This window comes from Micromonospora mirobrigensis (genome assembly GCF_900091555.1).
Classification (GTDB): Bacteria; Actinomycetota; Actinomycetes; order Mycobacteriales; family Micromonosporaceae; genus Micromonospora; species Micromonospora mirobrigensis.
Window position 1 is genome coordinate 40,830 of record NZ_FMCX01000004.1, and the last position, 12,031, is coordinate 52,860.

15 protein-coding genes and 1 riboswitch are annotated in these 12,031 nt (G+C 74.2%); of the genes, 6 read left to right on the plus strand and 9 right to left on the minus strand.

The genetic code is table 11. From position 1 onward, the window contains the following. Positions 1-23: 23 nt before the first annotated feature. Positions 24-809, minus strand: a complete 786-nt coding sequence (locus GA0070564_RS14705) for an ABC transporter permease (RefSeq protein ID WP_091609221.1) — start codon at positions 807-809, stop codon at positions 24-26. Continuing rightward, the gene (locus GA0070564_RS14710; RefSeq protein ID WP_091609222.1) at positions 806-1,759 is read right to left on the minus strand and encodes an ATP-binding cassette domain-containing protein; all 954 of its coding nucleotides are present in this window, start codon (positions 1,757-1,759) and stop codon (positions 806-808) included. Before GA0070564_RS14710 ends, GA0070564_RS14705 begins: the two co-directional genes overlap by 4 nt. A gap of 77 nt (positions 1,760-1,836) precedes the next feature. On the opposite strand from GA0070564_RS14710, the gene GA0070564_RS14715 reads away from it, so the two are divergent. Together GA0070564_RS14715 and def are read left to right on the plus strand one after the other, a co-directional pair. After that, complete coding sequence (locus tag GA0070564_RS14715; RefSeq protein WP_091609640.1) at positions 1,837-2,631, plus strand: TetR/AcrR family transcriptional regulator; 795 nt, start codon at positions 1,837-1,839, stop codon at positions 2,629-2,631. 10 nt (positions 2,632-2,641) lie between these two features. Then, complete coding sequence (gene def, locus GA0070564_RS14720; RefSeq protein WP_091609223.1) at positions 2,642-3,151, plus strand: peptide deformylase; 510 nt, start codon at positions 2,642-2,644, stop codon at positions 3,149-3,151. A 27-nt stretch (positions 3,152-3,178) separates the two neighbouring features. On the opposite strand, the gene GA0070564_RS14725 is transcribed toward def, so the two are convergent. Further along, positions 3,179-3,811, minus strand: a complete 633-nt coding sequence (locus GA0070564_RS14725) for a maleylpyruvate isomerase family mycothiol-dependent enzyme (protein ID WP_091609224.1) — start codon at positions 3,809-3,811, stop codon at positions 3,179-3,181. Positions 3,812-3,922: 111 nt separating this feature from the next. On the opposite strand from GA0070564_RS14725, the gene GA0070564_RS14730 reads away from it, so the two are divergent. Beyond that, complete coding sequence (locus GA0070564_RS14730) at positions 3,923-4,909, plus strand: sigma-70 family RNA polymerase sigma factor (RefSeq protein ID WP_245670006.1); 987 nt, start codon at positions 3,923-3,925, stop codon at positions 4,907-4,909. Here the strand turns inward: GA0070564_RS14730 and GA0070564_RS14735 are convergent. Further along, positions 4,878-5,642 (minus strand): GNAT family N-acetyltransferase, encoded by a 765-nt coding sequence (locus GA0070564_RS14735; RefSeq protein ID WP_091609225.1) that lies wholly within the window; start codon positions 5,640-5,642, stop codon positions 4,878-4,880. The two genes, GA0070564_RS14730 and GA0070564_RS14735, sit on opposite strands and share 32 nt — an antisense overlap. A gap of 49 nt (positions 5,643-5,691) precedes the next feature. Continuing rightward, entirely contained in the window at positions 5,692-6,048 is a 357-nt protein-coding gene (locus GA0070564_RS14740) for a winged helix-turn-helix transcriptional regulator (RefSeq protein WP_091609226.1), read from the minus strand. 93 nt (positions 6,049-6,141) lie between these two features. Here GA0070564_RS14740 and GA0070564_RS14745 point away from each other — a divergent pair, with 93 nt between their 5' ends. After that, entirely contained in the window at positions 6,142-6,741 is a 600-nt protein-coding gene (locus tag GA0070564_RS14745; protein WP_091609227.1) for a malonic semialdehyde reductase, read from the plus strand. Between the two features lie 57 nt (positions 6,742-6,798). On the opposite strand, the gene GA0070564_RS14750 is transcribed toward GA0070564_RS14745, so the two are convergent. Next, positions 6,799-7,572, minus strand: coding sequence for a sulfite exporter TauE/SafE family protein (locus GA0070564_RS14750; RefSeq protein ID WP_281182157.1), 774 nt, complete (start codon positions 7,570-7,572; stop codon positions 6,799-6,801). Positions 7,573-7,769: 197 nt separating this feature from the next. On the opposite strand from GA0070564_RS14750, the gene GA0070564_RS14755 reads away from it, so the two are divergent. Then, positions 7,770-8,549, plus strand: a complete 780-nt coding sequence (locus GA0070564_RS14755; protein ID WP_091609228.1) for an endonuclease/exonuclease/phosphatase family protein — start codon at positions 7,770-7,772, stop codon at positions 8,547-8,549. 4 nt (positions 8,550-8,553) lie between these two features. Here the strand turns inward: GA0070564_RS14755 and GA0070564_RS14760 are convergent, their stop codons facing one another. Together GA0070564_RS14760 and GA0070564_RS14770 are read right to left on the minus strand one after the other, a co-directional pair. Further along, on the minus strand, positions 8,554-9,426 hold the full coding sequence (locus tag GA0070564_RS14760) for a bifunctional 5,10-methylenetetrahydrofolate dehydrogenase/5,10-methenyltetrahydrofolate cyclohydrolase (RefSeq protein ID WP_091609229.1): 873 nt from the start codon (positions 9,424-9,426) through the stop codon (positions 8,554-8,556). Positions 9,427-9,439: 13 nt separating this feature from the next. Further along, positions 9,440-9,523: riboswitch (ZMP/ZTP riboswitch) on the minus strand. A gap of 191 nt (positions 9,524-9,714) precedes the next feature. Beyond that, entirely contained in the window at positions 9,715-10,707 is a 993-nt protein-coding gene (locus GA0070564_RS14770) for a tyrosine-type recombinase/integrase (RefSeq protein WP_091609231.1), read from the minus strand. Positions 10,708-10,790: 83 nt separating this feature from the next. Between GA0070564_RS14770 and GA0070564_RS14775 the strand changes: the two genes are divergently transcribed. Beyond that, a complete protein-coding gene (locus tag GA0070564_RS14775; RefSeq protein ID WP_091609232.1) occupies positions 10,791-11,354 on the plus strand; it encodes an AAA family ATPase in 564 nt (187 codons plus the stop codon). A gap of 82 nt (positions 11,355-11,436) precedes the next feature. Here GA0070564_RS14775 and coaD read toward each other — a convergent pair whose 3' ends face one another. Then, positions 11,437-11,874 (minus strand): pantetheine-phosphate adenylyltransferase, encoded by a 438-nt coding sequence (gene coaD / locus GA0070564_RS14780; protein ID WP_091609233.1) that lies wholly within the window; start codon positions 11,872-11,874, stop codon positions 11,437-11,439. Positions 11,875-12,031: the final 157 nt, after the last annotated feature.

Below are 12,031 nucleotides of genomic sequence, written 5' to 3' on the forward strand. Positions count from 1 at the left end.
GGCCGGCGCTGCCCCGGCCTCGCTCACCGGTCCAGTCGCTGCCAGCGGCGCACGGCGAGCGGACCGGCCACGGCGATCACCGCCAGCGGCCAGGCCACGGCGAGGGCGACGGCGTGCCGGGCGGTGAACCCGTCGCCGCCCCAGCCCGGGTTGCCGAACAGCTCCCGGCAGGCCGCGACGGTCGCCGACAGCGGGTTGTACGCGGCGACGGCGCCCAGCCAGCCGGGCATGGTCTGCGGGGCGACGAAGGCGCTGGAGGCGAAGCCGACCGGCCAGACCAGGATCTGCAGGGCCACCACCGACTCGGGGGCGCGCAGCAGCAGCGCCAGGTGGATCCCGACGACGATCATGGCCAGCCGCAGCAGCAGCAACAGTCCGACCGCGGCCAGGGCCGGGCCGACGCCGGCGTGCGGCCGCCAACCGACGGCCAGCCCGCAGGCCAGCATGACGGCCAACGCCACGACGGCGTGCAGCCCGTCGGCGGTGGCGCGACCGGCGATCACCGCGCCCCGGGCGACGGGCAGGGACCGCAGCCGGTCGGTGACGCCACGGGCGGCGTCGGTGGCCACCGCGGTGTAGGTGGTCTCCACGCCGAAGAGCATGGTCATGGCGAACATGCCGGGCAGCAGGAACTCCCGGTAGTCGCCGCCGCCGGGCACCACCATGGCCCCGCCGAGCAGGTAGCCGAACATCAGCACCAGCAGGATCGGGAAGAGCAGGGTGACCAGCACCGGGGTGGGTTGGCGGCGCCAGTGGCGCAGGGCCCGCCCGGTGAGGGTGGCAGTGTCGGTCAGGGCGGTGGCGCTCATCGGGCCACCGCCGCCCGGTCGGCGGTCAGATGCAGGAACACCTCGTCGAGGGTGGGTCGGCGCAGTGTCACGTCGACCGCGGTGACGCCGGCGGCGGTCAGCGCGGCCAGCACCGCGCCGAGGGTGCCGACCCGGTCGGCGGCGGGCACGCCGACCCGCAGCGCGTCGGGGTCGACCCGTGGCGTGGCGCCGGTGGCCGCGCCGATGGCGTCGGTGGCCGCGGCCAGGTCGCCGGCGTGGTCGAGGAGCACCTCCACCCGGTCGGCGCCGAGGGTGCCGCGCAGCCGCTCGGGGGTGCCTTCGGCGACGACCCGGCCGTGGTCGACCACGACGACGGTGTCGGCGAGCCGGTCGGCCTCCTCCAGGTACTGGGTGGTCAGCAGGACGGTGGTGCCGGCGTCGGCCAGGGCCCGCACGGCGTCGTGCACGCCGGTGCGGGCGCGCGGGTCCAGGCCGGTGGTGGGCTCGTCGAGGAAGAGCACCGGCGGGTCGGCGACCAGCGCGGCGGCCAGGTCGAGGCGGCGCCGGGTGCCCCCCGAGTACGTGCCGGCGGGCCGGTCGGCGACGTCGGTGAGGTCGAACCGGGCCAGCAGCTCGTCGGCGCGGGCCCGGGCGCGGGTGGGGGACAGGTGGTGCAGCCGGCCGAAGAGCAGCAGGTTCTCCCGGCCGCCGAGCACCTCGTCGACGGCGGTGTGCTGCCCGAGCAGGCCGATGCGGGCGCGGACCTGCCGGGGCTCGGCGCGCACGTCGTGCCCGGCGACCCGGGCGTCGCCGGCGTCGGGTCGGGTGAGGGTGGCCAGGACCCGCACCAGGGTGCTCTTGCCGGCGCCGTTGGGGCCGAGGACCGCGCAGACGACCCCGGCGGGCACGGTCAGGTCGAGCCCGGCCAGGGCGTGCGTGTCGGCGTAGCGCTTGCGCAGGTCGCGCGTGGTGATGATCGGTGCGGGCATGCACCGCTCCCTTCCCCCGTCGTTGTCGTACGCCGTACCGTACACCCTACGGTACGGCGGTGGGTAGGGTGACCGGCATGAGCGTCGAGTACAGCGGCACCGGGGATCCCGCCCGCAGCCTCGCCCTGCTCTGGCGTACCCGGGAGAAGGCCAGCCGCCGCGGCGGCGACCTCAGCGTCGGACGGATCGTGGCCGCCGCGATCGACCTCGCCGACGCCGAGGGGCTGGCCGCGCTCTCCATGCGCCGCGTCGCCGAGCGGCTCGGGGTGGGCACCATGTCCCTCTACACCCACGTCCCCGGCAAGGGTGAGCTGCTCGACGTCATGCTCGACACCGTGCACGGCGAGACCGCCCGCCCCACCGACACCGCCGACGACTGGCGGGCCCGGCTGACCCGCGTCGCCCGGGACAACCGGGCGCTGTACCTGCGCCATCCGTGGCTGCTCCAGGTCGCCACCACCCGCCCCCCGCTGGGCCCCAACGTCACCGCCAGGTACGAACACGAGCTGTCCGCCGTCGACGGCATCGGCCTGACCGACCTGGAGATGGACGCCGTGGTCACCCTGGTGGACAACTACGTCCACGGGGCGGTCCGCGCCGCCGTCGAGGCCGCCCAGGCCCTCGGGCGCACCGGCATGACCGACGAACAGTGGTGGCAGGCCCACGCCCCCTACCTGGAGAAGGTCCTCGACCCCCGCCGCTTCCCCCTCGCCGCCCGGGTCGGCACCGCCGCCGGGCAGGAGTACCAGGCCCCCGGCGACCCCGACCGGGCGTTCGAGTTCGGCCTGGAACGCCTCCTGGACGGGGTGCAGGCCCTCGTCGACGCGCGCGGTGGCCCGGGTCGCCCACCATCGCCGGTAACGAGCGGTTAGCCTTCCCGGCATGACTATGCGCGCGATCCGGATCATCGGCGACCCTGTGCTGCGTACCCCGTGCGAGCCGGTGACCAGCTTCGACGCCGACCTGCGCGCCCTGGTCGGCGACCTGATGGACACGCTGCTCGGCGCGCCCGGCCGGGCCGGGGTGGCGGCCCCGCAGATCGGCGTCGGCGCCCAGGTGTTCGTCTACGACGCCGACGGACACCGCGGTCACATGATCAACCCGACGATCGAGCTGTCCGAGCAGACGCAGGACGACGAGGAGGGCTGCCTGTCCATCCCCGGCCTGTACTTCCCGACCCCGCGGGCCATGCACGCCACCGTGCACGGCTTCGACCAGCACGGCGAGCCGCTGACCATCTCCGGCAGCGGGTTCCTGGCCCGGGCCCTCCAGCACGAGACCGACCACCTGCACGGCCGGCTCTACGTCGACACCCTGCGCGGCGAGGGCCGGCGCCGGGCGCTGCGGGAGATCCGCGCCGGACGCTTCGACTCGCCGTCGCGCCACCGCTGACCCCCGCGCGCCCGGCCTACCCTCGGCTCAGGTCTGCCGGGTGAAGCGGGCCGCCGCGGCGCCGTCGAGCCGGCCCGGGGGCAGTCGGCGTCCGCAGATCACCAGCAGCAGGTCCTGCGCCAGTCCCCGCAGCGGCGCGCCGGCGCCGTGTCCCCAGTCGAGGTCGGTGGCCTGCAACCGCACCCCGTCGAGGTCGGTGCCGAAGTAGGCGACGGCGCCCGGCCGCATCCCGGCCAGCACCAACGCCATCCGCTCCGCCGGCACCCGACGGTCCAGTCCCAGGCCCACGGTGACATCCAGGCCGTGGATCACGTCGTGGGCCAGCGCGCCCGCCACCCCGCCACCCGGCGGCGTCCACGGATGGTCGACGGTGGCCCGCCGGACCGCGACCAACTGCTCGGGGGAGAGCCGCGCCGCCTCGCGCCGCGCGTACCGGTCGGCCATCCGGTCGAACCGGCCGCGCGCGCGGGCCAGCTCCAGCAGCGTACGACCGGTCGACAGCCGCAGCGGCATCGTGACGTGGGCGACCACCTCACGCACCCGCCACCCGGCGCACAGCGTCGGCGCGTCCCACTGCCCCGCATCGAGCGCGGCGAGCAGCCGCACCTGGTCACCCCGCTCGGCCCGTACCGCCTGCCGCAGCCGGTCGTCCCCACCCATGGTGTCCTCCCGTCCTCGTCGGCGGACCCGAGGTGTCGGGTCCGGCGATGAGGGATACCGATCGCGGCTCGGAAACTCATCGGTGCCGCCCCGGGTACGTATGGTGGGACGGTGCCGCAGACGTCCACCGGCGACACCGCCGGGTTCGAGTCGATGCGCGGCGAGCTGACCGGCTACTGCTACCGCATGCTCGGTTCACCGTTCGAGGCCGAGGACGCGGTCCAGGAGACGATGATCCGCGCCTGGCGCGCCCGCGACCGCTACGACGAGCGGCGCGGATCGCCGCGGACCTGGCTCTACGCCATCGCGACCAACGTCTGCCTGGACATGCTGCGCGGCGCCCGGCGGCGGGCGCTGGCCATGGACCTCGGCCCGGCGGCGGAAGCCGCGACCGGCCTCGGCGCCGCCGCACCCGAGCACACCTGGGTGCTGCCGGCCCCGGACAGCCGGCTGCTGCCCGCCGACGCGAGCCCGGAACAGCTGGTGGTGCAGCGCGAGACGCTGCGGTTGGCGTTCGTCGCCGCCCTTGCGCACCTGCCGCCCCGACAGCGGGCGGTGCTGATCCTGCGGGACGTGCTGTGCTGGCGCGCACCCGAGGTGGCGGCGCTGCTGGGCTGCGGCGTCGCCGCGGTCACCAGCGCCCTCCAGCGGGCCCGGGCCACCCTGCGGGCGGTCGCCCCGGCCCCCAGCCAACCGTTGCTGCCGTTGGACGACACCCAGCGCACCCTGCTCGCCGGCTACTGCGCGGCGTTCGAGCGGCACGACGTCGACGCCCTCGTCGCGCTGTTGCACACCGACGCCACCATGTCGATGCCGCCGCTGCGGTGGTGGCTGCGCGGCCGGGACCGGATCCGGGCGGCCCTGCTGGACCCCGCCGGCTCCTGCGCCGGCGCCCGGCTGGTGCCCACCGCCGCCAACGGACAACCGGCGTTCTGGCAGACCCGGCCCGCCCTCGACGGCCACCACACGCCGTTCGCCCTGGTGCTGCTCGACGTGGCCGGCGACCGGGTCACCGGCATCACCACGTTCCTGGACGTGCGCCGGCTGCTGCCGCTGTTCGGTGCGGCTACGGTCGCGGGCGCAGCCAGCACTCGGTGAATTCGGCCGCGTCGGTGAAGCCCAGCCGCGCGTACAACCGGCGGGCGGCGACGTTGTCGGCGCTGACGTTCAACGTCACGTGGTCCACGTGCGCGGCCAGGCCGCGGCACACCGCCGCCACCGCGGCGGCGGCCAACCCGCGCCCGCGCGCCCGGGGATGCGTGGTCACGTTGCCCAACGCCGCCACCCGGTAGGCGGGGGAGTAGACGTGCACCCCGGCCACGGCCTCCAGCTCACCGCCGTCACGCACCCCCACGTAGTGCCCGGTGTCGAGCATCCGCGCGTCGAACCAGTTCCCCGGGTACGCCTGCGCGTACAGCGCCGTCAGCTCGGGCAGGTCCGCGACGGTCAGCGGCTGCCCGGCCGGGGTGACCCGGTCCAGCAGCCCCGGCGCGGTCAACGCCATCCGCAGATGCGGCCGCTCCCGCTCCACGTCGAACGGGCCGGTGGACAGGCCGGGGGAGAGGTGCGCGTAGAGCCGGGCCGGCAGCAGCGGCGCCAGATCGGCCAGCAACGCCGACAGCACCGGGAGCCCGGCGGGGTCGGCGTGCGCGATCAGCACCGGCGTGTCGGTGCCGTGGTAGAGCAGCGCCACCTGGTCGTCGCGGCGGAACCAGGACGTGTACGGCCAGAAGAAGTCGTCCAGGTCACCCAGCTGGTAGGCGTGCAGCACCGGGTCGCGGGCCAGCAACCTGGCGAGCTGCGGGCGGTCGTGTTCGGCGCGTACCGGCATCGGTCCATGATCACACGGGCGGGGCCGGCGTCCGGCCGGCCCGGGCCGGTCAGCAGCCGCCGGCAGGCGGCGCGGGCAGGTTCTCGTGCGCCCAGCGGGCCAGGGCGCGCAGGGCCGGCGCCAGCGCCGCTCCCCGCTCGGTGAGCTGGTAGCTGACCCCCACCGGCGGACCCTCCCGCACCGTGCGCGACACCAGGCCCACCCGGGTCAGCTCGCCCAGGCGGTCCGACAACACCGACTCGCTGATGCCCGGCAACGCCCGGGTCAGCTCGGCGAAACCGGCCGGGCCACCGGCGAGGGTGCCCAGCAGCACGCCGTTCCACCGCTTGCCCAGGAACGCGAAGGCCCGGGCGAGTCCCTCGTCACACGTGCGGGGACCCGCGTCCGCCTCCAGCCTGGATGTCATTCCCCCAGGGTACGCGCTACGCTCTCGAACCGAGTCACTACTAAAAAGCTAGCTGCTTCCGTACCTGAAGCAGCCCCCTCCTGGGAGAGAACCGTGAGCGACCCGATCACCCTGCACCCCGACGCGCAGGCCCAACTGTTCACCGACGCCCGCACCGCCAACACCTTCACCGACGAACCCGTCAGCGACGCCCAGCTGCGCGCCATCTTCGACCTCGCCAAGTACCCGCCCACCGCCGCCAACACCCAGCCCCTGCGGGTCCTGATCATCCGCGACGGCGAGCCCCGCGAACGGCTCCTCGCCCACATGGCCGAGGGCAACCGCGCCAAGACCGCCGCCGCGCCCGCCGTCGCCGTCCTCGCCGCCGACACCGACTTCCACGAGCACATCCCGACGCTGTTCCCGATCCGCCCGCAGATGCGCGACGCCCTCGCCGACGACCCCACCGGCCGCGAACAGATGGCCCGCTTCAACGCCACCCTCCAGATCGGCTACTGGCTGTTCGCCGTCCGCGCCGCCGGCCTCGCCGCCGGACCCATGGCCGGCTTCGACGCCGCCGGCGTCGACAAAGAGTTCTTCGCCGACACCGCCTGGAAGTCCCTGCTCGTGGTCAACATCGGCAAGCCCGGCCCCGACGCCTGGTTCCCCCGCCTGCCCCGCCTCGACTACGACGACGTCGTCCGGCACGCCTGAACCACCCCGGCCGCCTGACCGACGCGACTGGCGCCGGTCAGGCGGCCCCACGCTCGGTCAGGCGGCCCGCCACTGATCCAGCCCCAACTTCACGACCAACGCCAGCACCACCACCAGCAGCACCACCCGCACGAAACCCGACCCACGCCGCAACGCCATCCGCGCACCCAGCACCGCCCCGGCGATGTTGCACACCGCCATCGCCGCACCCAACAACCACCACACGTGCCCGGTCACCCCGAACACCACCAGCGCACCCAGGTTCGTCCCCGCGTTCACGATCTTCGCCATCGCCGAACCGTGCAGGAAATCCGCACCCACCAACGCCGTGAACGCCACCACCAGGAACGTCCCCGTACCCGGCCCGATCAACCCGTCGTACAGGGCGATCCCCACCCCGGCCACCAGCACCGCCACCACCACCCGCACCCGGGTACGCCGATCCGGCCGCGCCACCACCCCCACCCTCGGACGCAGCAACACGAACAACGCCACCGACAGCAGCACCACCAACACCACCGGCCGGTACGCCGACGCCGGCACCGACCCCGCCAACACGGCACCCAACCCGGCCGCCACCACCGCCAACCCCGCCGCCGGCCCCGCCACCACCCAGTCCACCCGGGTACGCCGGGCATACGTCACCGCCGCCGTACCCGTCCCCGCGATCGCCGCCAACTTGTTCGTCCCCAACGCCGTCGCCACCGGCAACCCCGGCGCCGCCACCAGCAACGCCGGCAGCAACAACAAGCCACCCCCACCCACCACCGCATCGACCCAACCGGCCATGGCAGCCGCGGCAAGCAGGGCACTGACGGTCACGGGATCCACGGCCGGCCATTCTCCCCACCCACCGGCACCCGCCGGCACCCCCTGTGGCCAGCCTCACCACCACCCCGCGACCGCTCACCGCCCCCGCCGCCGACGCAGCCACAACCCCACCGACGCCACCGCCACGAACACCAGCACCGAACAGAGCAACACCTTGATCACCCAGCAACCCTGCCACGGCCACGTAGGGTGCAGAGGTGCGCCTGGCCACCTTCAACCTGCTGCACGGCAGATCCCTCACCGACGGCCTCGTCGACCCCGACCGGCTCACCGCCGCCGTCACCGCCCTCGACGCCGACGTCCTCGCCCTCCAGGAAGTCGACCGCGACCAAAGCCGCAGCGGCAACCTCGACCTCACCGCCATCGCCGCCCGCGCCCTGCACGCCCCCGAACACCGCTTCGCCGCCGCCGTCGTCGGCACCCCCGGCGAACAGTTCCGCCCCCTGCGCCACGACGACGACGGCCACGGCGAACCCTGCTACGGCATCGGCCTGATCAGCCGCCACCCCGTACGCACCTGGCAGGTCACCCGACTGCGCCCCGCCCCCGTCCGCTCACCCATCTACGTGCCCGGCCCCGGCGGCGGCCTCATCCTGCTCCGCGACGAACCCCGCGTCGTCCTCGCCGCCGTCCTCGACACCCCCCACGGCCCGATGACCGTCGCCGCCACCCACCTGTCCTTCGTCCCCGGCTGGAACGCCCACCAACTCCGCCAGGTCGTCCGCGCCCTGCGCGCCCTCCCCGCACCCCGCATCCTCCTCGGCGACCTCAACCTCCCCGCCGGCCCCGCCCGACTCCTCTCCGGCTGGCGCCCGCTGGGCCGCCGCCCCACCTACCCCGCCGCCGCACCCCGCGTCCAACTCGACCACATCCTCGCCGACCGCCACGACCTGCACCGACTCCCACCGGTCACCGCCGTCGACACCCCCCTGTCCACCATCTCCGACCACCGCCCCCTCCTGGTCGACCTCGGCTGACCCCTCAACCCACCGACCGCCGAGCCGCCTCCAACGCGTTACGGAACAACATCGCCACCGTCGTCGGACCCACCCCACCGACCCGCGGCGTGATCGCCCCCGCCACCTGCGCACACGACTCGTCCACATCCGGCAGCAACCGGCGCCCCTCGTACCGCACCCCACCACCGACCACCACCGCACCCGGACGCACATGCTCCGGCCGCACGATCCCCGGCACCCCCACCGCCGACACCAGGATCTCCGCCCGCCGCGTGTACCGCGCCCAGTCCGCCACCCCGGTGTGCACCACCGTCACCGCCGCGTTCGCCGTCGGCCGCTTCTGCGCCAGCAACATCGCCAACGGCCGACCCAACGTGGCACCCCGCCCCAGGATCACCACCTCACGACCCGCCACCGGCACCTGATGGAACGCCAGCAACGCCTCGATCCCCGCCGGCGTACACGGCAACGGACCCGACAGGCCCAACGCCAACCGGCCCATGTTCACCGGATGCAGACCGTCCACGTCCTTGTCCGGGTCGAGGACCTGCAACGCCCGGTCGTAGTCCAGATGCCCCGGCACCGGATACTGCACCAACACCCCGTGCACACCCCGGTCCGCGTTGAAGTCCGCCAACACCGCGTGCAGATCCGCCTGCGACGCCGACCCCGGCAGACGCACGTGCGGCGAGGCGAACCCCAACTCCGCCGCCTGCCGAGACTTGATCCGGATGTAACCCGCGCTCGCGTCGTCGTCACCCACCAGCACCGTCGCCAGCGCCGGCGTCACCCCCACCGCCCGCAGCCCGGCCACACCCTCGGCCACCTCGGAAAGGATCCGCTCGGCCACCGGCCGGCCGGACAGGACACGCGCCGTCGTACCCGTCGAAGACATGGCTCACCTCGCACGCGGAGGCCCAGGCGGTCGACCCCCGCGACGAGCTCCCCGATGGTCGATCCCATCCCCGGTGCCGCCAGTCGCGTCCCGGCCAGCCTGCCACACCACGCGCCGCCCGCACAGGGCAGCGGGGCACACCCACCGGCTCACGCAGAGGAGAGCCGGAACACCGGCCAACCGATCTCGGTACGCCAGTCCGCCGCCACGTCGGTGTCCCGCAACGGGCTGATCGCCCGGCTGGTGATCGAACCGTGACCGCCCCGACCCCTACCAGCCGACGCCACGCTAGAGACCGGTCAACACCGACAGCGCGCGGTTCGTCCGGTTCGCCGCCACCGCCGCCCGCTGCTGACCCGCCGTCACCTCGATGTACGTCTGCGACGACGCCAACGACGCGTGCCCCAGCAAACGCATGATCTCCGCGGCACTCGCCCCGTCCTCCGCCAACCGGGTCGCGAACGTATGCCGCAACGCGTGCAGCCGAGCCCCCCGCGGCACCCGGTCACCCACCCCGGCGCGCCGGTAACACGACTCCACCAGGTACTGCAGGCCACCCCGACGCAGCGGCTCGCCCTGCCGGTCCACCAGCAACGGCGAGTCCGGCCGGACACTGCGCCCCCCGAAGCGCCGCCGCCGGCTGTCCAGATAGGCGCCCACCACCCGGTCCACGCCCGCCTCGATCGGCACCGTCCGCGGCCGACCGCCCTTGCCGGTCACGTCGACCCGCCGCTCACCGGCCCGGCCGGCCAGCGACGCGACCCGCAGCGCCAGCAGCTCCGACAGCCGCAACCCGGCGCACAGCGCCAACGCCAGCACCGCCAGGTCCCGCTCCGGCCAGGGGTCGCGCTGGTGGCCCTGCTCCCGGGCCACCGCGGCGAGCAGTTCCTCCGGGGTGTCCTCACCCCGCAGCGGCTTGGGCTGGGGGAGCGGGGCCCGGGGGCGCCCCACGGCGGGCATCGGATTGCCGGGTACGACCCCCTCGGCGACCAGGAAGGTGAAGAAGCTGTTCCAGGTGGACCAGGCGCGGTGCACCGACGCGGCGGCGCGGGGAGCGGCGAACCGGGCGAACGCCGCGCGCATCACCCGGGGGGAGAGGACGCCGACCAGCAGTTCGTCGAGGGGGAGGGGAGTGGCGCCGTCCTCGGCGATCAGGGCGGCCACGATGGTGAGGTCCCGCCGGTACGCCGCCAGGGTGTGCGGGGAGGGCTTGCGGGTGGCGCGGGCGGTCAGGAACTCCTCGATCAGGTGCCGTACCGATTCGTCCGCTTTGTCATGCATAAGGGATATTATGCATGATTTTCGGGTTCCGGTCGACCGGGTGGGGGATCCGTGACCGTCGACCGGTCGGGGAGAGTGGGCGGATGCTCGACCACACCCGCCGCCACGTCCTCACCGGAGCGCCCGGCGCCGGCAAGACGAGCCTGGCGCGGCTGCTGGCCCGGCGGGGGCACCCGGTCGTCACCGAGGCGGCCACGGACGTGATCACCCGGCGACAGCGCCAGGGCTGTCCCGAGCCCTGGCAGGAGGACGACTTCGTCGACCTCCTCGCCCGGGAGCAGCGCCGCCGCCAACGGGACGCCGGGTCGGGAGGCATCCAGCTCTACGACCGTTCACCGCTGTGCACCCTGGCGCTGGCCCGGTACCTGGGCCGGCCGGTGACCCCGGAGCTCGCCGCCGAACTGGTCCGGATCCGCCGGGAGGCGGTCTACGACCGCCGGGTGTTCCTGGTCGAGCCGATCGGCTTCGTCGCGCCGACCGCGGCCCGCCGGATCGGCTACGCCGAGTCGCTGGCCTTCGCGCGGGTGCACGAGCAGGTGTACGTCGAGCACGGCCACCTGCTCGTACCGGTGCCGCCGGGGACCGTGGCCGAACGCGCCGACCTGGTCGAGTGGCACCTGCGTCGCTGGGCCGAGGACTCCGCCTGAGGGGGGCCCGGAAACGGTCTACTTGACATAATGTGCATTATCGAATCTTGCCGGGAGTGGGGGTGACGAGGGGAGACGCGCCTCAGGTCGTGGTCGCCCGGACGGCGGTCGAGGAAACCGTCGCCAGTTCCGGTCGGGCCGGCAGGAACACGGTCGGGACGCCGAGCGCCTCGTTCATGGCCGCGAGCTGGCTCTCGCGCTCCGCGTCCAGCGCGTTGCGTACGCCCCGGACGATCGCCGCCGCTGCGTGCCGCTTGCAGTAGTCCGCGGTCAGCCCGCTCCACGCCACCACCGTGACGTTCCCCCAGTCCGCCGGCAGAGCGGCTCGGATCTCCTGTGCGCGCTGCTCGCCGGTCCTGGCGGGTTGTTTGCCGGCGTTGACCGCGACCAGCACCGTCACGTGGTCGAACAGGCGCCGGGACCGGTCGACGAGGTCCCGGTGACCGGCGGTGAAGGGGTCGAACGTGCCGGGATAGACGCATCGGGAGCGTCCTGGTCCGGTCACCGGTGGGCGCGGCATCGACACATGCTATCGGCCGGCCAGTCGGTGACCGGGACGCCGACTAGTGGGGTCGTGGTGACGGTCGGTGCTCCAGGTGCGGGTGGGATTGCCGTTCGGCTCATTTTTCGGCCCGTCCGGCGCTGATGAGGTTTAGCGGCGCCCTTCGAAGGGGGCA